Annotated in this window: 24 protein-coding genes; 9 read left to right on the top strand and 15 right to left on the bottom strand. The window is 72.4% G+C overall.

The annotated features are described in order from the left end of the window. The first annotated feature begins 14 nt into the window (after positions 1-14). Together AC07EJ_RS33240 and AC07EJ_RS33235 are read left to right on the top strand one after the other, a co-directional pair. Positions 15-1,421, top strand: coding sequence for a CoA transferase (locus tag AC07EJ_RS33240; protein WP_478885653.1), 1,407 nt, complete (start codon positions 15-17; stop codon positions 1,419-1,421). Between the two features lie 84 nt (positions 1,422-1,505). Continuing rightward, positions 1,506-2,537: a CopD family protein gene (locus AC07EJ_RS33235; RefSeq protein ID WP_478885652.1), complete on the top strand. Its 1,032-nt coding sequence runs from the start codon at positions 1,506-1,508 to the stop codon at positions 2,535-2,537. Positions 2,538-2,555: 18 nt separating this feature from the next. On the opposite strand, the gene AC07EJ_RS33230 is transcribed toward AC07EJ_RS33235, so the two are convergent. The 8 genes from AC07EJ_RS33230 to AC07EJ_RS33195 form a co-directional block, all read right to left on the bottom strand. Then, positions 2,556-3,599, bottom strand: a complete 1,044-nt coding sequence (locus AC07EJ_RS33230) for a zinc-dependent alcohol dehydrogenase family protein (protein ID WP_389475559.1) — start codon at positions 3,597-3,599, stop codon at positions 2,556-2,558. A 58-nt stretch (positions 3,600-3,657) separates the two neighbouring features. Then, positions 3,658-4,401, bottom strand: coding sequence for a lysoplasmalogenase (locus tag AC07EJ_RS33225; RefSeq protein WP_478885651.1), 744 nt, complete (start codon positions 4,399-4,401; stop codon positions 3,658-3,660). Then, positions 4,398-5,300, bottom strand: coding sequence for a sterol desaturase family protein (locus tag AC07EJ_RS33220; RefSeq protein WP_478885650.1), 903 nt, complete (start codon positions 5,298-5,300; stop codon positions 4,398-4,400). The genes AC07EJ_RS33225 and AC07EJ_RS33220 overlap by 4 nt, the downstream gene beginning before the upstream one ends. 124 nt (positions 5,301-5,424) lie before the next feature. After that, on the bottom strand, positions 5,425-6,147 hold the full coding sequence (locus AC07EJ_RS33215; RefSeq protein ID WP_389475553.1) for a VIT1/CCC1 transporter family protein: 723 nt from the start codon (positions 6,145-6,147) through the stop codon (positions 5,425-5,427). 77 nt (positions 6,148-6,224) lie between these two features. Beyond that, positions 6,225-7,451 carry an amidohydrolase family protein gene (locus AC07EJ_RS33210; RefSeq protein ID WP_389475551.1) on the bottom strand — a complete coding sequence of 409 codons (1,227 nt, stop codon included), beginning with the start codon at positions 7,449-7,451 and terminating at the stop codon, positions 6,225-6,227. Next, positions 7,448-8,731, bottom strand: coding sequence for an amidohydrolase family protein (locus AC07EJ_RS33205; protein ID WP_389475549.1), 1,284 nt, complete (start codon positions 8,729-8,731; stop codon positions 7,448-7,450). The genes AC07EJ_RS33210 and AC07EJ_RS33205 overlap by 4 nt, the downstream gene beginning before the upstream one ends. Before the next feature lie 10 nt (positions 8,732-8,741). After that, on the bottom strand, positions 8,742-9,626 hold the full coding sequence (locus tag AC07EJ_RS33200) for an SDR family NAD(P)-dependent oxidoreductase (protein ID WP_393585784.1): 885 nt from the start codon (positions 9,624-9,626) through the stop codon (positions 8,742-8,744). Then, positions 9,626-10,423, bottom strand: a complete 798-nt coding sequence (locus AC07EJ_RS33195) for an acetoacetate decarboxylase family protein (RefSeq protein ID WP_478885649.1) — start codon at positions 10,421-10,423, stop codon at positions 9,626-9,628. Before AC07EJ_RS33195 ends, AC07EJ_RS33200 begins: the two co-directional genes overlap by 1 nt. A gap of 83 nt (positions 10,424-10,506) precedes the next feature. On the opposite strand from AC07EJ_RS33195, the gene AC07EJ_RS33190 reads away from it, so the two are divergent. The 6 genes from AC07EJ_RS33190 to AC07EJ_RS33165 all read left to right on the top strand — a co-directional run bounded on the left by AC07EJ_RS33190 (position 10,507) and on the right by AC07EJ_RS33165 (position 16,010). Next, complete coding sequence (locus AC07EJ_RS33190) at positions 10,507-11,136, top strand: TetR/AcrR family transcriptional regulator (RefSeq protein ID WP_478885648.1); 630 nt, start codon at positions 10,507-10,509, stop codon at positions 11,134-11,136. Positions 11,137-11,233: 97 nt separating this feature from the next. Next, on the top strand, positions 11,234-12,229 hold the full coding sequence (locus tag AC07EJ_RS33185) for a DEDDh family exonuclease (protein WP_389475542.1): 996 nt from the start codon (positions 11,234-11,236) through the stop codon (positions 12,227-12,229). 63 nt (positions 12,230-12,292) lie between these two features. Continuing rightward, positions 12,293-12,526 (top strand): hypothetical protein, encoded by a 234-nt coding sequence (locus tag AC07EJ_RS33180; RefSeq protein ID WP_389475540.1) that lies wholly within the window; start codon positions 12,293-12,295, stop codon positions 12,524-12,526. A gap of 55 nt (positions 12,527-12,581) precedes the next feature. Further along, on the top strand, positions 12,582-13,376 hold the full coding sequence (locus AC07EJ_RS33175) for an SURF1 family cytochrome oxidase biogenesis protein (RefSeq protein ID WP_389475538.1): 795 nt from the start codon (positions 12,582-12,584) through the stop codon (positions 13,374-13,376). Between the two features lie 89 nt (positions 13,377-13,465). Then, a complete protein-coding gene (locus tag AC07EJ_RS33170; protein ID WP_389475536.1) occupies positions 13,466-15,250 on the top strand; it encodes a glycoside hydrolase family 15 protein in 1,785 nt (594 codons plus the stop codon). Positions 15,251-15,254: 4 nt separating this feature from the next. Then, positions 15,255-16,010 carry an SDR family oxidoreductase gene (locus AC07EJ_RS33165; RefSeq protein WP_393585787.1) on the top strand — a complete coding sequence of 252 codons (756 nt, stop codon included), beginning with the start codon at positions 15,255-15,257 and terminating at the stop codon, positions 16,008-16,010. A gap of 38 nt (positions 16,011-16,048) precedes the next feature. Here the strand turns inward: AC07EJ_RS33165 and amaP are convergent, their stop codons facing one another. Genes amaP through AC07EJ_RS33140 form a run of 5 tightly spaced genes read right to left on the bottom strand, consistent with a single transcriptional unit; the run spans position 16,049 to position 18,324 of the window. Continuing rightward, a complete protein-coding gene (gene amaP, locus AC07EJ_RS33160) occupies positions 16,049-16,636 on the bottom strand; it encodes an alkaline shock response membrane anchor protein AmaP (RefSeq protein WP_389475532.1) in 588 nt (195 codons plus the stop codon). After that, positions 16,633-17,295, bottom strand: coding sequence for a DUF6286 domain-containing protein (locus AC07EJ_RS33155; protein ID WP_389475530.1), 663 nt, complete (start codon positions 17,293-17,295; stop codon positions 16,633-16,635). The genes amaP and AC07EJ_RS33155 overlap by 4 nt, the downstream gene beginning before the upstream one ends. Further along, positions 17,292-17,636: an Asp23/Gls24 family envelope stress response protein gene (locus AC07EJ_RS33150; RefSeq protein WP_389475528.1), complete on the bottom strand. Its 345-nt coding sequence runs from the start codon at positions 17,634-17,636 to the stop codon at positions 17,292-17,294. The genes AC07EJ_RS33155 and AC07EJ_RS33150 overlap by 4 nt, the downstream gene beginning before the upstream one ends. 3 nt (positions 17,637-17,639) lie before the next feature. Next, positions 17,640-17,825, bottom strand: a complete 186-nt coding sequence (locus tag AC07EJ_RS33145; RefSeq protein ID WP_362908099.1) for a hypothetical protein — start codon at positions 17,823-17,825, stop codon at positions 17,640-17,642. A gap of 37 nt (positions 17,826-17,862) precedes the next feature. After that, positions 17,863-18,324 carry an Asp23/Gls24 family envelope stress response protein gene (locus AC07EJ_RS33140; RefSeq protein WP_329574603.1) on the bottom strand — a complete coding sequence of 154 codons (462 nt, stop codon included), beginning with the start codon at positions 18,322-18,324 and terminating at the stop codon, positions 17,863-17,865. 117 nt (positions 18,325-18,441) lie between these two features. Here AC07EJ_RS33140 and AC07EJ_RS33135 point away from each other — a divergent pair, with 117 nt between their 5' ends. After that, positions 18,442-19,188, top strand: coding sequence for an Asp23/Gls24 family envelope stress response protein (locus AC07EJ_RS33135; protein WP_478885647.1), 747 nt, complete (start codon positions 18,442-18,444; stop codon positions 19,186-19,188). A 33-nt stretch (positions 19,189-19,221) separates the two neighbouring features. Here AC07EJ_RS33135 and AC07EJ_RS33130 read toward each other — a convergent pair whose 3' ends face one another. Both AC07EJ_RS33130 and AC07EJ_RS33125 read right to left on the bottom strand, forming a co-directional pair. Continuing rightward, positions 19,222-20,034 (bottom strand): enoyl-CoA hydratase/isomerase family protein, encoded by an 813-nt coding sequence (locus AC07EJ_RS33130; RefSeq protein ID WP_389475523.1) that lies wholly within the window; start codon positions 20,032-20,034, stop codon positions 19,222-19,224. Positions 20,035-20,161: 127 nt separating this feature from the next. Next, on the bottom strand, positions 20,162-20,386 hold the full coding sequence (locus AC07EJ_RS33125) for a helix-turn-helix domain-containing protein (RefSeq protein WP_189492003.1): 225 nt from the start codon (positions 20,384-20,386) through the stop codon (positions 20,162-20,164). Positions 20,387-20,695 lie beyond the last annotated feature (309 nt).

Raw genomic sequence — 20,695 nt, 5'->3', positions numbered from 1 at the left:
GCGATAGTGCCTGCATGACACATGCACCGGTGGGTGAGGGGACGCGGGCGGCGTGGGCGGCGCTCGGCGGCGACCCGGCCCTGACCTCGCACATCGCGTCCGTCCTGCGCGAAGGGGCGCTGCCCTCGCGGCTGCCCGTGATCGACCTGGCACGCGCGTGCGTGGGCGCGTGCTCGCTGGCCGCGGCCGAGCTGGCCGCCCGGCGCACCGGACGGCCACTGCCGCGCGTGGTCCTCGACGACGGGGCGCCGGCCACCGCGTTCGTCAGCGAGCGGCATCTGCTGATCGACGGGCGCGCGACGGTCAACTTCGCTCCGCTGTCCCGGTTCTGGCGCACGGCGGACGGGTGGCTGCGCACCCACGCCAACTATCCGCACCACCGGGCACGGCTGTGCGAAGCCCTCGGGCTCGGCGACGACGCGTCCGTGGAGCAGGTCGCCGCGCTGCTCGCGGAGCGGTCGGCCGCCGAGGCCGAGGAGACCGTGTACGCCGCCGGGGGCCTGGCCGTCGCCCTGCGGACCATGGAGGAGTGGGCCGCGCACCCCCAGGGGACGGCAGTCGCCGGGCGGCCGCTGCTGGAGCGGGAGCGGCTCGACGGCGCGGCGCCGCGGTCGCTGCCCCCGCTCACGGGTGACCCGCTGCTGCCCGCGTCCGGCCTGCGCGTCCTCGACCTGACACGGGTCACCGGCGGTCCGGTCGCCACCCGCACCCTCGCGCTGTTCGGCGCGGACGTGCTGCGCGTCGACGCGCCGCAGCTGCCGGAGGATCCGGAGGCGCACGCGGACACCGGGTTCGGGAAACGGTCCACGCGGCTGGATCTGACGGGCGCGGCGGACCGCCGTGCCTTCGGCGACCTCCTCGCGGGCGCCGACGTCGTCGTGACGGGCTACCGGCCCGGCGCGCTCGACCGGTTCGGCCTCGCTCCCGAGGCGCTGGCCTCGCGCAGGCCGGGGCTCGTGGTGGCGCAGCTGTCCGCGTGGGGCGCGTACGGTCCGTGGGGCGAGCGGCGGGGCTTCGACAGCGTGGTGCAGGTGGCCACGGGAATCGCGGCCGTCGAGGGGTCCGGGGAGCGGCCGGGGGCGCTGCCCGCGCAGGCCCTGGACCACGGCACGGGCTATCTCCTCGCGGCGGCCGTGCTGCGCGCCGTCACCGAGCAGCTGGACGAGGGCGGCACCCGTGCCCTGCGGCTGGCGCTCGCCCGGACCGCCCACTGGCTGACTCGGGAGCTCCCGCACGGGCCCGGCGCGGTCACGCGGACGTACGACGCCGGGAATCCGGCGCGCTGGCTCACGGAGACCGACAGTCCCGCGGGGCGGCTGCGCCACGCGCTGCCGCCGGCCGGATTCGCCGGAGGCCCCGTCAACTGGGCGCGCCCGTCCGGGCTTTGGGGGGTCGATGCGCCCGAGTGGCGCCATGGCTGAAGCCGGACGCTCAGGCGGAATGCCGCTGCGCCAGTTGTTTTCGTGGACTTGCCTGGATCTGTCACAACTGGCGAAGATCTTGTGGTGAGTTCCATACGACCGTCCACCGAGGTGCCCGCCGCCACCGCGGACGACAACGGCCCTCCCGTCCGACGGCCCGCCACCCGGCGGGCCGTCGCCGTGCTCGTCCTCGTGGCCGCCGCCGCGATGATCCCCCTGCTCGGGCCCCCCGCGGCCCTTGGCGGCACGGGGGAGGCGGCCGCGCCCGGAGTCACCGTCGTAGCGCTCCTTCGAGCGGTCCTGTTCGCCGCCCTCTGCGTCCAGCTGGGCGAACTGTTCGCGGCGCGGCTGGCCCGGCGGGTGCCCGGGGCGCCGCCCGGGGACGGGCCGCGCGGCTGGTCGGCGTTCGCGCCCTGGGCGGGGTTCCTGGCCGCGCTGGGACTCGCGTCGATCGTGGCGAACGGCAACCTCGTGCCACACGCGCTCTCCGACCTGGACATCGCCGGGCTCTACGGCACCAGGGACGGCACCCTCGCTCTCCTGGAGGTCAACGCGTTCGCGGTAGCCGCGCTGTGCGCCCGCTCGCGCCGCCCGGCGACCGCGCTCGCGCCGCTGGCCACCGTCGTGGTGGCCGAGGCGCTGCGCGCCCACCCGCCCGCCGAGCACACGGCGTACGCGGGCTCGGCCCTCACCGTCGTCCATCTGACGTGTGCCGCGCTGTGGGTGGGCGGTCTGCTGCACGTCCTGCGGACGCTGCGCCGGTGGCGTACGACGGCTCCTGAGGCGGGTGCCGCGCTGCTGGGGCTCTACGCGCGCGTGGCGGCCGTTCTGCTCGCCGCCATCACGGCGACGGGCGTGTGCAGCACGCTGCGCCGGATGCCGCTGGGCACGGTCCTCGGCCAGCTGGTGACGACGGCCTACGGGCGCACCCTGCTCGCGAAGGTGCTTCTCGTGGCCGTAGTCTCCGTGCTCGCCCTGGCCGCGCGGCGCCGGCAGCGCCATGGCGGCCTGGGGGCCGCCTACGTGCCCGCGCGCGCGGAGGTGGCAGTCCTGGGCGTGGTGGTCGCGGTGTCGGCGGTCCTGACCGCGCTGCCGCTCCCGATCCGCTGGTCCTGAACCCCCGCGCGCGGACCGTCAGTTGGTGACCAGCACCTTGAGGGCGGTGCGCTCGTCCATCGCCTTGTAGCCGTCGGGCACGCCTTCGATGCCGACGGTCAGGTCGAAGACGGGCGACGGGTCGATCGTGCCGTCGAGGATGTCGGGCAGCAGCTGCGGGATGTACGTGCGCACGGGCGCGACTCCGCCGCGCAGGGCGATGTTCCGGTCGAACATGACGCTCAGGTCGAGACCGGTGCCGCTGCCGTGCGGAACGCCGACGAACCCGATGGCGCCGCCGTCGCGGGTGATGTTCACGGCCGTGCTCATGGACTGCTCGGTGCCGACGGCCTCGATCACGGCGTGGGCGCCCTGGCCGCGGGTCAGCTCGCGGACGGCCTCGACGGCGGCGTCCCCGCGCTCGGCGACGACGTCGGTGGCGCCGAAGCGGCGGGCGATGTCGGTGCGGACCTGGTGGCGGCCGAGCGCGATGATGCGCTCGGCGCCGAGCCGCTTGGCGGCGAGGACCGCGCACAGGCCGACGGCGCCGTCACCGACGACGGCGACCGTGGCGCCCGCGCGCGCACCCGCACCGAGCGCGGCGTGGTGGCCGGTTCCCATGACGTCGGAGAGCGTGAGCAGCGCGGACAGCAGGTGGTCGTCGGAGGCGGCGTCGGCGGGCAGCTGGACGAGGGTGCCGTCGGCGTACGGGACGCGGACCGCTTCGCCCTGGCCGCCGTCGTAGCCGACCGCGCCCCAGAAGCCGCCGTGCTCGCAGGAGGTCGTGAGGCCCTCGGTGCAGTAGTCACAGACTCCGTCCGACCACATGAAGGGGGCGACGACCAGGTCGCCGCGCCGGACGCCGGTCACCTCGGAGCCGGTGTCCTCGACGATGCCGAGGAACTCGTGTCCGATGCGCTGGCCGGGCTGACGGGCCGCCTCGCCGCGGTACGCCCACAGGTCGCTGCCGCAGATGCAGGCCCGCAGGACCCTGACGACGGCGTCGGTGGGGAGCTGGACGAGGGGCTCCGGCACGTCCTCCACGCGCATGTCGAAGGGGGCGTGGATGGTGGTGGCGCGCATGAGTGGGGGTCCTTCGTGCTGGTCACAGGCGCCGCTGACGGATCGCGTGCGGGGCGCCTCAGGTGATGGTCGTGCGTCCTTCACGGTACGCCGCAGCGGAGGCGGGCCGCGCGTCGAGGGGGTGTCCGAGCACGCCGCGCGCCAGCAGGTACTGGGCGGCTGCGTAGGTGAGCATCACCCAGAAGTCGGGCCGCGGGAGCTGCGGCCAGTCGGCGACACCCGTCGCGATGAGGGTGTCCGACAGCAGGAAGAGCGCGCCGCCCCACCCCGCCGTGCGGCCCAGGCGCGAGGAGCCGTACGCCATGGCGGTCAGGAGCAGGCTGTATCCGGCGACGGGTCCGCGCATGTCGGCCGGCAGGTCCGGCCACAGGAGCGCCACGGTCGTCACGAGCGCGACGCCGTACGCGGCCGCGAGCAGAGTGCCACGCGCGCGTGACGTGCCGGTGCGCTTGAAGAGCACGAGGTAGCAGACGTGTCCGGCGGCGAAGGAGCCCATGCCCGCGAGGAACGCGACGTCGGCGTCGAACAGCAGGAGCACGTCGCCGCCCCACCCGAGGAGCAGGGCGGCGGTCAGGAGCCGGGGGCCACCGCGCACGGTGACGTACGCGGCGAGCAGCGGCATGAGGAGCGGCTTGGCGGCGGTGTGCACGGCGCCGGTCCCGGCGAGCAGGGCGACCAGGTCGACGGCGGTCGCCAGCGCGAAGGCGGCGAGCAGGAGGCGTGCCGCGCGCTCACGGGCGGGTCCCGGCGCCCGGGAGGACGGCTGCGCCGGGGAAGGTGCCTGCGCCGGAGTCGGCGTCACGCGGCGCCCTCGGCTGCCTTCTCGGTGCTCTGGCTCGTAGCGGAGGCCGGGGTCGGCGCGGGCGCGTCCTTCGGCTGCCACCCCGGCCCGCCGAACACCCTGCCGCCCCGCTCGCGCCAGCTGCCGGCCGCCTTCAGGTCCCTGGCGATGGCCGCGTACTCGTGCGTGGCGACCCGCAGCGGGTTGAACGTGTCGATGTTCTTGGTCAGGCCGAACACCGGGCGCTCGATCTCGGGCACGAACGACCCGAAGAGGCGGTCCCAGACGATGAGGATGCCGCCGAAGTTGCGGTCCAGGTAGCCGCCCTGGGAGGCGTGGTGGACGCGGTGGTGGGAGGGGGTGTTGAGGACGAACTCGAAGGCGCGGGGCAGCTTGTCGATGCGCTCGGTGTGGATCCAGAACTGGTAGACGAGGTTCACCGACGAGCAGAACGCGAGCGCGGCCGGGTGCACGCCGCACGCGATGAGCGGCAGGTAGAACGGCCACACCGTCAGGCTCGTCCACGGCTGGCGCAGCGCCGTCGACAGGTTGAACTTGCGGCTGGAGTGGTGCACGACGTGGCATGCCCACAGGATGCGGATGACGTGGTGCCCGCGGTGCGACCAGTAGTAGAAGAAGTCCTGCGCGAGGAGCATCAGCGGGATCGTCCACCACAGGATCGGCACGCGCAGGGGCGTCAGCTCGTAGACCGCCGTGTAGATCGCGACGATCGGGATCTTCCACAGGAAGTCGAAGACGAGGCTGCCGAGCCCCATGCCGATGCTCGTCGCGGCGTCCTTGGTCTCGTAGCCTGCGGCGTCGTCATCGGGATGTATGCGTACGCTCACGATCTCGACGACGGTGAGCAGCACGAAGGCCGGGATCGACCAGAGCACGACATCGGGCAGGTTCGGCGACATGCCTGCACCGTAGGGCCACGGACGGGCCACGGCTAGACGGTGTTACCCACAAGTATTACCAGCGGTAAGACGCTCGTTGTTGGTGCCTTCCCCCATTGATCTCCGCCGGTTCCCGCGCGTTCGCTCAGACCCCGGCCGCCCCCAGGAGCGACCCCGCCCCGTACGTCACCGCCATCGCGAGCGCCCCGCCCGCCATGTTCCGCCACACGGCGGGCCGCACCGCCGCCGAGCCCATCCGGGCGCTGCTCCAGCCGGTGAGGGCGAGCGCCGCGAGCACGGAGACCACCGTGACGGGCAGGCGCCAGACGCCGGGCGGCAGGACGATCGCGAGCAGCGGCAGCAGCGCGCCCACGGTGAAGGCGAGGAAGCTCGCCCAGGCGGCGTGCCATGGGTTCGTGAGGTCGTCGGGATCGATCCCGAGCTCCACGCGCGCGTGCGCCCGCAGCGCGTCGCGCGAGGTGAGCTGCTCGGCGGCCTCCCGCGCCACTTCGGGGCTGAGCCCGCGGTCCTCCAGGAGCCCGGTCAGCTCGACGAGTTCGGCCTCCGGGTACTCGCGCAGCTCCCGCTTCTCCTGCGCGAGGGCCGCCTTCTGCGAGTCGCGCTGCGTGGACACGGAGACGTACTCCCCCGCGGCCATCGACATGGAGCCGGCGAGCAGCCCGGCGAGGCCCGCCGTCAGGAGCGTGCCGCGGTCCTCGGTGGCGCCGGCCACGCCGACGACGAGACCGGCGGTGGACACCACGCCGTCGTTGGCGCCGAGCACGGCGGCGCGCAGCCAGTTGAGCCGCGCTCCGAGCGCGCCGCCGTGGGACTCCTCGTGCGGTGCATCCTGCGCATCGTCAGTCACCCGATGAGCATCGCACCTAGGGTCTTTCGTTTGGATCACGCCGCGAGCCCGGCGTGATCCAAACGAAAGACCCTAGGTCACCAGATCCGGACCGATCCTCCCTGGGCGAACACCGGACTTGTCGCGTCCTTCGGCGCCTGTTCGAGAGGTTCGTCCAGTTCCTCGACGGTCGGTCCGACGCGGGCCGCGATCGGGTCGAGCAGACCGAGGTCGAAGCCGTAGACACGGGCCGTGTTGCCGCCGACCATCGCGGCGACCTCGTCGCGCGGCAGCCCCGCGTACGCGATCCGCAGCCCTTCGCGCGTGTACGGGTACGTGCCCTCGTCGTGCGGGTAGTCGCTGCCCCACATGATCTTGTCGAGGCCGATGCGCTCACGCAGCGGCACCTCGTGCGGGCGCATGAAGCTGGCCCCCACGTAGCAGTTGTCGCGCCACACCTCGGACGGCCCCTTACCCATCGAATCCGCCAGCCCCGCACCGAACTTGGACTCCGCCGTGTTCGCTCGCGTCGAGGCGGCCACCAGACGCCCGTGGTAGTAGTCCAGCATGTCCAGGACCCCGGGGATCCAGCCCGAGCCCTGTTCGGTGAGGACCAGCTTCAGGCCGGGGTGACGGCGGAACGCGCCGCCGAACACCAGGTGCCACAGGGCCCGGTGCGAGAACCACGTCGTCTCCACCATGAACACGGCGCGCGCGGCCGGTTCGTCGCCCAGCGGCGGGGACGCCGAGCCCGCGTGGTGGTTGACCGGCACACCGAGCTCGGCGCAGGTGGCCCAGATCGGGTCGTACGCTGCCGAGTACAGCTCGGGAAGGCCCGAGCCCGGCGGTGTGCCGGGCAGCAGCAGGCCGCCCGTCAGCCCGGCGGCCGCCGCCCACCTGATCTCCTTGACGGCCTCGTCGACGTCGTTGAGGAGGATCTGGAAGACGCCCGCCCTGCGCCCCGGGGCGGCGGCGCAGAAGTCGGCGAGCCAGCGGTTGTGGGCACGCAGCCCCGCCCAGCGCCGCGTGAACTCCTCGCGCGTCGGGGCCGGGGCCATCAGCGAGGCGGACGGGAAGAAGGGCGGGATCGTGTTCGGGAAGACGACCTCCGCGACGATCCCGTCCTGTTCGAGTTCGGCGATGCGCCGGTCAGAGTTCCAGTTGCGGTCAGCAGTAGCCGCGAGCAGGTCGGCGTACGGATTGACGTAGCTCGCCGCCCACGCGTCGAACGCGTCGTGGTGGCGGGACTCCAAGTAGGGCCGGTAGTCGAGGAGGTCGGCTCCCGCGTGGCAGTCCGCGGAGATCACGGTGTAGCGCTCGCTCATGAGGTCACCCCCAGGGTGGGGAAGTCGTGGTCGGTCAGCCAGTGGCGGCCCACCTCGCGCGAGCGCGCCCAGGACGCCTCGACGGCCGACTGGTCGGTGTTCTGGCCGAGTTCGGCGGGGGTCGGGCCGATGCGGGCGGCCAGCGGGGCCAGTTCCTCCGTGTCGAAGCCGAAGACCTCGGCGGCGGCGAGGCCCAGCATGCGCCGGGTCTCCGCCACCGGGATGTCGTGGAAGGTCTTCTTCAGCCACGCGCGCGTGTCGGGCCAGGTGCCCTCCGGGTGCGGGAAGTCGCTGCCCCAGAGGATGTTGTCGACGCCGATCTCGTAGCGCTGGGCGAGTTCCCGGCGCTTGGTGTTGGTGGCGCAGATGAAGATCTGGCGGTCCAGGTACTCGTGCGGGGGCCGCTTGAGCTCGGCGAACGGGGAGAGCTTCTTGCCGCCGTGCGCACCCAGGTAGAGGCGGTCCATGAACCACAGGAGGTTCGGCAGCCACCAGCAGCCGGACTCCGCGACGCCGAACTTCAGCCCCGGGTGGCGCTCGAAGACGCCCGACCAGAGCATGAACCACAGGGGCCGCGCGGGCCACCACGTCACTTCGGAGACATAGATCCCGAGATGGTCGCCGTACTCGTGGCGGGGCGCCGCCCCGGAGTGCGTGACCACGGGCATGGCGCACTCCGCCGCCGCGGCCCACACGGGGTCGTAACGCCGGTCGTGGTAGGGCGCCTTGTCGACCCACATGGAGGGGATCATCAGCGCGCCGAGCCCGGACTCCTTGGCCCGGTGGACCTCCGCCACGACGCGCTCGACCTCGCCGGTGATGGGCAACAGGGCGACACCGCAGTGCCGTTCGGGGTGTTCGGACACGAAGTCGGCGAGCCAGCGGTTGTGCGCCTGGGCGCCCGCCATGCCGAGCTCCGGGTCCTGGTCACCGGAGAGCCCGAGCCCCACACCGAAGGGCGCGGCCGTCCGGCTGTCCACGGCGTCCGCGTCGGGGAAGACGACCTCGGCGACGACCCCGTCGCCGTCCAGCTCCTTGAGGCGCTGCGCGGAGTCCCAACCGCCGCGCAGACCTTCCGAGTTGTCGGCGAACCATTTGGCGGCGAACGCGTCGTTGCGGATGCCGAGCCGCGTCGCCTCCTCGCGGCGGGCGCCCCGCTCGCCGAGGAACTCGTCGAAGGCGCGGTGGAAACGGCTGTCCAGATAGGGCCGGTACTCCTCGGTGGGGAGACCGGCGTGGCAGTCGGAGGAGATGATCAGGTACGGATCCTGGTCGGTCATCACATGCCCTTCAGTCCAGAATGAAGCTCTCCAGGTACGCCGGGTTCGCGCGCTCCAGCATCGAGGCGGACCTGGCCTTGATCTGCCGGTCGCTGTGCTCGCTCTCGGGCAGCAGCCAGAACCGGCCGGCCGCGACGCCCTCGGCGACGAGGTCCGCGACCTCCTCGACCGGCGTGAACTCCACCTCCTGGCCCGCCTCCTTCATGGCGGACTCCCACTGCCCGAGGCTGCGGTACGGGGTCCTGCGCGGCCTCTCCTTGGCGTACCGCTCGGGCCGGTTGCGGTGCGACTCCCACAGTCCGGTGCGCAGCATGTGGGGTCCGGGGAAAAGCACGGAGGCTCCCACGCGCGCGTGCTCCGCCTTCAGGTGCGCGTACAGGGACTCGGTCATCGTCACGACGGCCGCCTTGGTGACCGCGTACACGGAGGCGGTGGGCAGCGGGGCGATTCCTCCGTCGCCGGACGACGTGTTGACGACGTGGCCGGGCGCGCCGCCCTCGATCATGCGCGGCACGAAGGCCTGGATGCCGTGGAAGACGCCCCACACGTTGACCTCGAAGGCCCACTTCCAGTCGTTCGGCTCGTGCTGCCACATGCGGCCTTCGGCGCCCGAGCCGACGCCCGCGTTGTTGCACAGGACGTGGACGGCGCCGAACTTCTCGTACGCCGCGTCCGCGAGGGCGAAGACCTGGCCGCGGTCGCCGACGTCGACCACGCGCGCGTGCACGGTGGCGCCGTCCTCGCGCAGGCCGGCGGCGGCCTTCTCCAGGGCGGACTCCTCGACGTCCGCCAGCACGACCTTCAGACCGTCCGCCGCGAACCGCCGCGCCATCGCAAGTCCGATGCCGCTCGCCGCGCCCGTGACGACGGCGACCTGCCCCGCCTCCAGCCGCATCACAGACTCCCCTCGGGCGGCCCGTCGAGGATCTGCTGCGGGTCGTCGTAGCGCTGGTGGATGTACGGCAGCAGGGCCTGTGCGCTGACCCGTTCGACGACGCGGCCCTTCTGGTCGGTGGTCTTCTCGCCGATGGTGAGCTCGACGACGGCGCGCACCGGCAGGTCGGCGACCGGGTCGTACATCGACTCCCGCAGGATGACGTCCCCGGTGATCCGCTCCAGCTTGCGGACCTTCTCGTTGCGCAGGCAGTGCACGAGCACCGGCTCCATGTCGAAGCCCGATCCGCCCACCGCGGGAAGGAACTTGAAGTAGAAGTCCGTCTTCAGCGTCGGCTCGGGCAGCGGCAGGGCGCCGCTCGCCGCGCCCCGCACCTCCACGAAGGCGATGCCGTGCCGGGCGAGGGCCGCCCGCACCACGAGGCCGTCGCGTTCGACGCTGACCTCGCCGAGCTTCTTCGGCTCGCCGAAGACCTCACGGCCGCCGATCAGGGCGCGCTCGTGCGTCATCGGCATGACCAGCGGATACCAGCCCTCGACACCGCCGTGCTCGGCGGCGACGGCGACCGAGCCCGCGCCCAGGGGGTAGCCGGGCAGGTCGACCTTGCTGATGTTGGCCCGCACCAGCGGGCGTTCGGTGGCCTTGAGCGGGGGCGGGAGAACCGCCGCGACCGCGTCCGGGTCGCTCTCCCAGACGGCCACCACCCCCGTGGACCAGATGTCGGGAAGCTTCGAGCTCGCGGTGCGCGCGGCGGAGATCTCCGCCTCCGTGCGTGCTCCGTATCGAATGCGTGCCATGTCGTACCACCCTTCGTCGGCGCGGACTTGCCTGGACGGGCGTGCACTTGCGGATGCTCTGTAACACAGTTACAACAGCTTCCGTGAAGGGTAAAGACACGCGCACACATCTCGACAGGGAACAGGTCCTCGCCGCCGCCGCGAAGCTCGTGAAACAGCAGGGCCCGCAGTCCCTGACGATGCGCAAGCTCGCCGCAGAGCTCGGCACCGCCGTCACCTCGATCTACTGGCACGTCGGCAACCGCGAGTCCCTACTCGAAGCCCTCGTCGAGCGCACCGTCGCCGACCTCGGGGAGATCCGCCCCCGCGGCGCCACCCCGGAGCAGCGCGTCGTCTCCGTCGCCCGCGCCCTGCGCCGGCAGCTGCGCGAGCATCCGCACCTCGTCGCGATGGTGCACGAACGCGGCCTGACCGAGCGGATGTTCCTGCCCGCGCAGCAGGTCCTCGTGCGCGAGGTGCACGCCGCGGGCCTGCGCGGAACGCGCGCCGCCGGCGTCGTACGGGCGGTGCAGTTCCATGTCGTCGGCCATGTCCTGGTGGAGCGTCAACGGGAGCGAGCGCCCGTGCAGCGGCCCGGCGAGGAGGAGCTGTGGGGCGCGCGGACGGCGGAGGGCGACGCCGCGTTGGCCCGCGCGCTCAGCCTTCCGGCCGACCCGGAGAAGGTGTTCGACGCCTCCGTCAGGGCTCTGGTGTCGGGCCTGTTGCGGACATAGTTGTGGACATGGCTGCGGACACAGTTGCGGACATAACGGACGCGGCCGCGGGACCGGGCGACGGAGGTGTCAGCCGTGGCCCGTATCCTCATTGACCATGCTCGAAGACCAGACGACCGCCGCGTCCGCCGCTCCGTGGCCGGCCGCGTATCCGCAGGGATACGCGGTCGTCGACGTGGAGACCACCGGCCTCTCCCGGGACGACCGGATAATCTCCGCAGCCGTCTACCGGCTCGACGCGCGGGGCGAGGTCGAGGACCACTGGTACACGCTGGTCAACCCGGAGCGCGACCCGGGCCCCGTCTGGATCCACGGCCTGACGAACGACGTGCTCGAAGGCGCGCCCCTCTTCAAGGACATCGCCGAGGAGTTCGCGACCCGGCTCGACGGCCGCGTGCTGGTCGCGCACAACGCGGTCTTCGACTGGTCGATGATCGCCCGCGAGTACGCCCGCGCGGAGCGCACCGCCCCCGTCCGCCAGCGCCTGTGCACCATCGCGCTGTCCAAGGAGCTCGGCCTCCCGCTGCCCAACCACAAGCTGGAGTCCCTCGCCGCGCACTTCGGCGTCGTCCAGCGCAACGCGCACAATGCGCTCGACGACGCGCGCGTGCTCGCCGAGGCCTTCCGGCCGAGCCTGCGGGCCGCCGCGAGCGGCGGGGTGCGGCTGCCCCTGCTGGAGTGCAGGCCGCTCACGGAGTGGACGGACGGCGCGGCACGGATCGGCCGCCAGGGCTCGGCACCGTCGTCGTCCTCGTACGGGGGCGGCGGGACATGGCGCCCCTCGCGCAAGCGGCAGCCGTGCCCGTACCCGAACCCCGGACGATACGAACCGGGCAAACAGCTCAAGCAGGGCATGCGGGTGGCGTTCTCCGGAGACACCTCGGTCGACCGCGAACTCCTGGAGGACCGCGCCGTCGAGGCCGGGCTGCACATCGCGACGAGCCTGTCCCGGCTCACCAGCGTCCTCGTCACGAACGACCCCGACTCGTACACCTCGAAGGCCGTCAAGGCGAAGCAGTACGGGACACCGGTCATCGACGAGGCGGCCTTCGGGCAGCTCCTGCGCGATGTCGCCCCGGCGTCAGACGGGTGATTGCGCGGCGACTCGCCCGCCCGCCGCTCGCCCCGCGCGACCGCGACGCCCACCCTGTGGCGCATGGCACGTTGTGAAGTCTGCGGAAACGACTACGGAATGTCCTTCGAGGTGCACGCGCAGGGCGCGGTGCACGTCTTCGACTGTTTCTCCTGCGCCATCCACCGCATGGCGCCGATCTGCGAGCACTGCCGGTGCCAGATCGTCGGCCAGGGAGTAGAGGTCGAAGGGCACTGGTACTGCGGGGCGCACTGCTCCCGCGCGGAGGGGAGGGTGGGGATCGTCGACAAGGTCTGAGCTCTCCGGCACACCCCCGTGATGTCGCCCCACGACCGAGTTGTACGGTCGTGGGGTGTACCGCTTCCTGTTGTCCCGGCAGTGGGTGATCCTCACCCTCATCACCCTTCTCCTCATCCCGACGATGATCGAGCTGGGCTTCTGGCAGCTGCACCGTCACGAGCACCGCGTCGCGCAGAACAATCAGATCGGTGCCGCGCTCGCCGCGAAGCCGCTCCCCGCCGAGCAGCTCACCTCCCCCGGGAAGCCCGTTCCCAAGGCCGAGATCCACCGCAGGGTCTCCGCGAAGGGGACGTTCGACACCGCGCACGAGGTCGTCGTGCGGCGCCGTACGAACACCGACGACGAGGTCGGCTTCCACGTCCTGACCCCGTTCGTCCTCGACGACGGCAAGGTACTCCTGGTCAACCGTGGCTGGATCCCGGCCGAGGGCTCGCAGACCGCGTTCCCGAAGATCCCGGCGCCCGCGCGCGGCGAGATCACCGTCACCGGCCGCCTCATGGCCGACGAGACGACCGCGGCGAGCGGCATCAAGGACATCAAGGGCCTGCCGGACCGTCAGATCATGCTGATCAGCAGCGACCAGCAGGCCACGGCGCTCGGCAAGCAGGTCCTCGGCGGCTTCATCGAGCAGACGTCGCCCTCGTCGAAGGACGACACGCCCCAGCTGATCCCGACGCCCAACCACAGCGACATCGGCCCGCACATGGCGTACGCGGTCCAGTGGTGGCTCTTCGCCGCGGCCGTGCCCGTCGGCTTCGTCGTGCTTGTCCGGCGCGAGCGCCGCGACCGCGCCGAGGCGGCGACGGCACAGGAGACTCCCGCGGGCCCCGAGCCCGCCACGGTGTAGGGCCCGGCCCGGCGCCGCGCGGGCAGTCGCCCTCACCCGCCCGGCCCCCGGTGGGATTGGCGGCCCTGTTCGGCGGGAACCCGGCTCACGTGCACCGACCCCTTGAGGACTACGCGCTCATCGGCGACCAGCAGACGGCCGCCCTCGTTTCCCGTGCCGGCTCCGTCGACTGGCTCTGCCTCCCGCGCTTCGACTCGGCGGCCTGTTTCGCCGCACTCGTGGGCAAGGAGGACAACGGCCACTGGCAGCTGGCCCCGAAGGGCGCGGGCGACTGCACCCGCCGCTCCTACCGCCCCGGCACCCTCGTCCTCGACACGGAGTGGGACACCGACGAGGGCAGCGTCCGGGTCACCGACCTGATGCCACAGCGCGACCAGGCCCCCGACCTCGTACGCATCGTCGAGGGACTCCGCGGCCGCGTCACGATGCGCGGCACCCTGCGCCTGCGCTTCGACTACGGGTCGATCGTGCCGTGGATGCGCAGGGCCGACGGCCACCGCGTGGCCGTCGCCGGGCCCGACTCGATGTGGCTGCGCAGCGAGCCTCCCGTGCGCACCTGGGGCAAGGACCTCACCACGCACTCCGAGTTCACCGTCGAGGAGGGCGAGACCGTCGCGTTCGTGCTGACCTGGCACCCGTCGCACGAGCCGCGCCCGGACCTCATCGACCCGTTCGAGTCCTTGCGCCGCTCCCAGGAGGAGTGGCGGAAGTGGTCGTCGCGATGCCGCTACGAGGGCCCGCACAAGGACGCGGTCCTGCGCTCCCTGCTCACCCTGAAGGCGCTCACGTTCGACCCGACCGGCGGGATCGTCGCCGCGCCCACGACCTCGCTGCCCGAGGAACTCGGCGGTGTGCGGAACTGGGACTACCGGTACTGCTGGCTGCGCGACTCGACCCTCACGCTCGGCGCGCTCGTGTCGGCCGGCTATCTGGACGAGGCCAAGGCGTGGCGGGACTGGCTGCTGCGGGCGGTCGCGGGTGATCCGGCGGACCTGCAGATCATGTACGGGCTCGCGGGCGAACGCCGGCTGCCCGAGATCGAACTCCCCTGGCTGGCCGGATACGGCAACTCCGTCCCCGTACGCGCGGGCAACGACGCCGCGCACCAGCTCCAGCTCGACGTGTACGGAGAGGTGATCGACTCGCTCGCCCTGGCGCGGCTGGCGGGCATGCCGTCCGAGCCCCACGCCTGGCGGCTGCAACTGGCCCTCGTGGAGTTCCTGAGCACCGCGTGGCGCCAGCCCGACCAGGGACTCTGGGAGGTCCGCGGGCCGCGCCGGCACTTCGTGCACTCGAAGGTGATGGCGTGGGTGGCCGCCGACCGCATCGTCAGCGCCATGGAGGATGAGCCCGGACTGCCGGGCGATCTCGACGCCATAAGGCGACTGCGCGACGACATCCACCGTGACGTGCTGGAGCGCGGCTTCGACCCGGAGCGCAACACGTTCACCCAGTATTACGGCTCGACCGAACTCGACGCGTCGCTGCTGATGATCCCCCGCGTCGGCTTCCTGCCGCCGGACGACCCGCGCGTCCTCGGCACCGTCCAGGCGGTCCGCGACGAGCTCTCCGACAACGGCTTCGTGCGCCGCTACAGCGCGGAGGCGACCGGCCTCGACGGACTCCCGGGCCGCGAGGGCACGTTCCTCGTCTGCTCGTTCTGGCTCGCGGACGCGCTGTATCTGACGGGGCATACGAAGGAGGCCCGCGAGCTGTTCGACAAGCTCGTCGGGCTCAGCAACGACGTGGGGCTGCTCGCCGAGGAGTACGACCCGGTGTCGGGGCGCCAGCTCGGGAACTTCCCGCAGGCCTTCAGCCATATCGGCCTGGTGGGGACCGCCCTCACGCTGTTCGGGACCGGCGAGGCAGGATAGGACCATGGATCTTGGACTGAAGGACCGTGTCTACGTCGTCACCGGAGCCACCCGTGGCCTGGGCAACGCGGCCGCGCGTGAGCTCGTCGCCGACGGCGCGAAGGTGATCATCAGCGGGCGGGACGAGAAGGGGGTGGCCGAGGCCGCCGAAGCGCTCGGCGAGAACGCCGTGGGCGTCGTCGCCGACAACGCCGACCCCGCCGTCGCGCGGCGCCTGATCGATGCCGCGCGAGAGAACTTCGGCGGCTTCGACGGCGTGCTGATCAGCGTCGGCGGGCCGCCCGCCGGCTTCCTCGCGGACAACACCGACGCGCAGTGGGAGTCGGCCTTCGAGTCGGTCTTCCTCGGCGCGGTGCGGCTCGCCCGCGCCGCGGCGGCCGAGCTCGGTGAGGGCGGTGTCATCGGCTTCGTGCTCTCCGGCTCCGTGCACGAGCCGATCCCCGGCCTGACCATCTCCAACGGCCTGCGCCCCGGGCTCGCCGGGTTCGCGAAGTCCCTCGCGAACGAGCTGGGTCCGCGCGGCATCCGCGTCGTCGGGCTGCTCCCGGCGCGGATCGACACGGACCGGATGCGCGAGCTCGACGGGCTGTCCGCCGACCCGGAGGCGACCCGCGCGGCCAACGAGGCGCGCACCCCGCTGCGCCGCTACGGCAGGCCGGAGGAGTTCGGCCGCACCGCCGCGTTCTTCCTCTCGCCCGCCGCGTCCTACCTCACGGGCGTGATGCTCCCGGTGGACGGCGGCTCCCGGCACGGCTTCTGAGCCGCCGGGTTCTGGGCTACGGGCTCTGAGTTACGGGGTCAACTCACGCGCTCCGCACGGTGCTTCACCGCGCGGAGCCGTACCTCGGCAGGCAGCGCGGCGAGGCCGGCGGAGTCACGCGCGTGGCCCAGGGCCTCCTCGCTGATCCGCTGGAGGGCCGCCCCGGGCTCCGCGTGCGGTTCGAGGAGCAGGCTCATGCGTACGTGGGGTGCGGAGCGCCGCCCGGTCAGGACGACCCCGGCGCGCTCCACGCCGTCGAGCGACTCCGCCTCGCTGACGAGAACCCCTTCGAGCGCGCGGCCGCGCAGCAGCGCGCCCTCGCCGTCCCCGGTGTCGACGAGGACCTCGGTGAGCCGGCGCCGGCGCAGCTGGGCGACCAGCCACCACAGGGCGAGCAGGACGCAGACGGCGAGCACGGCGATGACGACCGGCCACCACCAGCCGTCGTCACGCCACCGGTCACGGTCCGCCTCGCTCAGCAACACGTCGTGCCGGCCGTGGTGGATCCACCAGGACGGCGGGGACACGCCGAGCCCGACGGCGAGGACGGACCCGCCGGCCAGGACGAGGATCAGTCCGACGAGGCCGACGACGACCCGGTTCACGGTCCTGAGCACGGGGTTCACCCCTTCTTTCCGGGCCGCGCCACGTGCACGGAGAGGCCGGGCGTGGCGGTGAGCCCGAGCCCCTTGACGGCCTCACCGATGACGGTGTCCAGATCGGCGCGTACGTCGTCGAGTTGACGGAAGTGCGAGACGGCCCGCACCTCGGCCTTGGAGCGCTTCATCCGCACGCGTACGGACTGCACGCCCGACACCTGCATGGCCCGGTCGCGCAGGATCATGGCGGCGGCGTCGCGGTGCAGTCCGGCGCGGACATGGGTGTGGGTGCGGCGCATCGGCAGGACGGCGCGAAGGCCGGGCGTCGCGGCGAGCACGATCAGCCACAGCCCGAGCGCGGCGGCCACCCCGGCGCCGACCAGCACCCACACGTTGTCCAGGGGCCGGGCGGCGAGTTCGCGGGCGAGGGCGCGCCGCCAGTGCATCGCGGAGTGACCGGCGCGCACGGCGGCGATGTCGTACAGCAGGATCCCGAAGCCGCCCAGGAGGACGATCGCGACCAGTGCGGCGGGGATCCGGCGCGGTGACCAGAAGCGGCCGGTGCCGTGTTCGCCCTCCAGCGTGGGCAGCGCCTGGTAGGTGGCCGCGGAGCCCGACTGGCCGAACTGGTCGAGCTCGCCCTGCCCGCGTTCGACGACGGGCAGGGGCTGTGTGGGCTCGCTCATCGGATCCTCCGCTGTCCCGCGCCGCGATCGTGCTCCGAGTGCAGCCGCTCCACCTGGACGGCCACTTCGGGCACCTCCATCCCCGCCAACGCCTTTACCCGCTCAGCGACTTGGCGACGCACTGCGCCGCACTGCGTTCCGATGTCGCCTGGGTATTCCAGTTCGAGACTGATCCGCACACGGGCGATGTCGTGGTGCACGGAGACGGTGGCGCGCGGGGCGCTGCCGTCCGCGGGAACAGGGGGGAGCGCCTCACGCGCCGCCTGTGCGGCGATCTTCGCGACGACCCGGTCGGCGATCCGGGTCGCGCCGCGCTCGGCGGGCGCGACCTGCGTCGCCACCGGTCACCGCCGCCGGTCGCCGCGCGCGCGGAAGAAGTCGCCGGGTTCCAGGTCCCCCTCGAGGAACCGGCCGGCGACGAAGCCGACGGCGCCGAGCGCCGCCACCAGCAGGAAGGCCCCGAAGCCGCCGAAGTATCCGGCGAATCCGAGAGCCATTCCGGCGATCATGCCGATCACGGCCAGGTTCATCGAGCGCTCCTCCTCAAAGGCAAGTCACGGGCGGAAGTCACTGAAGCCGGGACTCCGGCTCCTCGTCCTCTTCGTCGGGCAGCTTCACGTCGCTCACCGCGATGTTGACCTCGACGACCTCGAGGCCGGTCATGCGCTCGACGGCCGCGACCACGTTCTCGCGGACGTCGCGGGCGACGTCGGCGATCGACACCCCGTACTCCACGACGATTTCCAGGTCGAGGGCCGTCTGTACCTCGCCGACCTCGGCCTTCACCCCGCGCGACACGGATTTGGTGCCGCCGGGCACCCGGTCGCGTACGGCTCCGAAGGTGCGGGACAGGCCGCTGCCCATCGCGTGCACACCCATGACGTCCCGCGCGGCAAGGCCGGCGATCTTCTCCACCACACCGTCGGCGATGGTGGTGCGCCCCCGCGCCCCTGCGGATCCCCCGCCCCGCTTGGTCACGCTGGTCCTGCCCCCGGTCGCTTCTCCCGGCTTCTCTGCGGTGTCGCTCATCGCGGGTCGTCCCTTTCGAAGAGGTTCTCTCAGGTCGTTCTCTGGGAGTCACTGCTCTTTCGACCACACTAAGTGCGGTTGCCCGGTCGCGCGCCAGGGATGCGGCAGGCTGGGGCAATGAGCGCTGACCGATGGACGCAGGCAGTACGACACCAGCTCGGGCTCGGCCGGCTGGTACCGCTCGGAGGGCCGCGTGACGGGTGCTGGCTGGCCGAATCGGCGGCGCGGTCGGCGTTGCGCCAGGCAGTCCGGTCGGTGCCGGGGGTGCGGCTGGGAAGCCTGCGCATCGAGCTCGCCGACCCCGAAGGCACCTACGAGTCCGCGGTGCCCGCGCCGCCGAGTGCCCTGCCGCCGGGACCGCTGAGGATCGTCGCGGAGTGTGCGGCGGCGCCGGACGAACCGCTGCCCACGGCCGCGTCCCGGTTGCGCGTGGCCCTGAACGGCGCGGCGTCCGAGGGGCTCGGGCTCGCGGTGACGGAGGTGGACCTGCGGGTGACAGCGCTGCTCGACGACGGTCCGGCAGCCGAGACCGCCTCAGGAGATGCCTCAGGAGATGCGGAGTCGGATATCGCGGACGGCGGGCAGGCGAAGGCTGACAGTGACGAGGAACGGGCCGGGCAGGCCGCGCTGTCCGTGCCGGGGGTGGCGCGGCTGACCGGTTCGCTGGGCGGCCTGGGGCGTGCCGTGCACATCGGGGAGCACCCCGAGGACGCGGCCGCCCTGCCCCGGCGCCACGTGCGGATCGAACTGGCCGTGTCGAGCGGGCGCCGGGTGCTCGATGTGGCGCGGGACGTGCGGACGGCGGTCACCGGGGCCCTGGCGGATGATCCGTCAGTGGCCGTTCTGGTGACCGCCGTGGGCTGAGGGCCGGTCCGGCCCAGGTGGTGCGTGGGCGCGTCAGTCGCCGAGGCCCGCCAGGTCCCGGAGCCGGCGTCCCTGTGCGGCGCGCTCGGCGGTGCGCTGCTCCTCGTACGAGCGTCCGAAGGCGCCCTGGAGCAGGGCCTTGGTCTCGATGACGGCGTCGCGGGGCGCGGCGATGAGTGCGCCGGCGAGATCGCGCGCGGCGGCGTCGAGCTGGTCGGCGGGCACGACGAGGTTGGCCAGGCCGATACGGCCGGCCTCGTCGGCATGGACGTAGCGGCCGGTGACGCAGATCTCCAGAGCGCGCGCGTAACCCACGAGGGAGACGAGCGGATGCGTGCCGGTGAGGTCGGGCACCAGACCGAGGCTGGTCTCGCGCATGGAGAACTGCACGTCCTCGGCGGCGATCCGCAGATCGCAGGCGAGGGCGAGCTGGAAGCCGGCACCGATCGCGTGTCCCTGCACCGCGGCGACCGTGATGAGGTCGCTGCGCCGCCACCAGGTGAACGCCTCCTGGTACTCGGCGATGGTGTCGTCGAGCACGTCGTCGGAGCCGCGCGCCAGGTCGATGAAGGACGGCTCGCCGTCGAAACCCTCGGGCGTGAACGCCTGACGGTCGAGGCCCGCGGAGAACGAGAGTCCTTCCGCGCGCAGTACGACGACGCGCACGCTGCCCGGCAGGGACTTCCCGGCGTTCGCCAACGCCCGCCACAGAGCGGGACTTTGGGCGTTGCGCTTGTCCGGGTTGGTCAGCGTCACCGTGGCGATGGAGCCGTCGACGGTGAGGCGGACCCCGTCCTTGTCGAGTACCGGCGCGAGCGAGCCGGATCCGCTGTCGGGCGAAGCCATGTGTGCCTCCGATGGTGTGCGCAGTCGGTCGAGGACGTGTCGACGCCCTGAAACTACTGCACAGTAACCAACCGGCCGGTCGGCGGACCGACCGGGTGGTCACCATCGAAGCCTGTGCACTGCCCGGTCAGCCGGCCGCGGTCGCCTTCTTGCCGCGTGTAGCCCCGCCGCGACCTCGCAGCGTGACTCCCGACTCACTGAGCATCCGGTGCACGAACCCATACGAGCGGCCGGTTTCCTCGGCCAGCGCTCGGATGCTCGCACCGGAGTCGTACTTCTTCTTCAGGTCTGCCGCGAGCTTGTCGCGCGCGGCGCCGGTTACCCGGCTGCCCTTCTTCAGAGTCTCGGCCACCCGTGCCTCCTCATGGGAAGTGCGCTCTGGACTTCTCATGATCACCCCTCCCGGGCTTCCTGGCCACCCATTCGGCAAGGTCCATACGACGAGCTTGTGCGGTCGGGAAGCGGTCGACACGAGTGGAACGGAGGGTTCCGGGCGTGCCCGGGCAGGGCCTGAAACGGGGTTCCCCGCGAAGGGCCAGGTCAGCGCCTCGCCAGGCGGCACAAAGGCCCCGGCGCAGGCGCGGCGACGAAATCCGTGTAGGACACACCGCGATACGAGGAGATCTCACTCAGATGATGGATCACGGATCGGCCGAATGAT

This window comes from Streptomyces sp. NPDC045026, from assembly GCF_056432625.1.
Note: the sequence above shows the minus strand (reverse complement) of the source record. Positions and strands in the feature narration are given on the sequence as shown.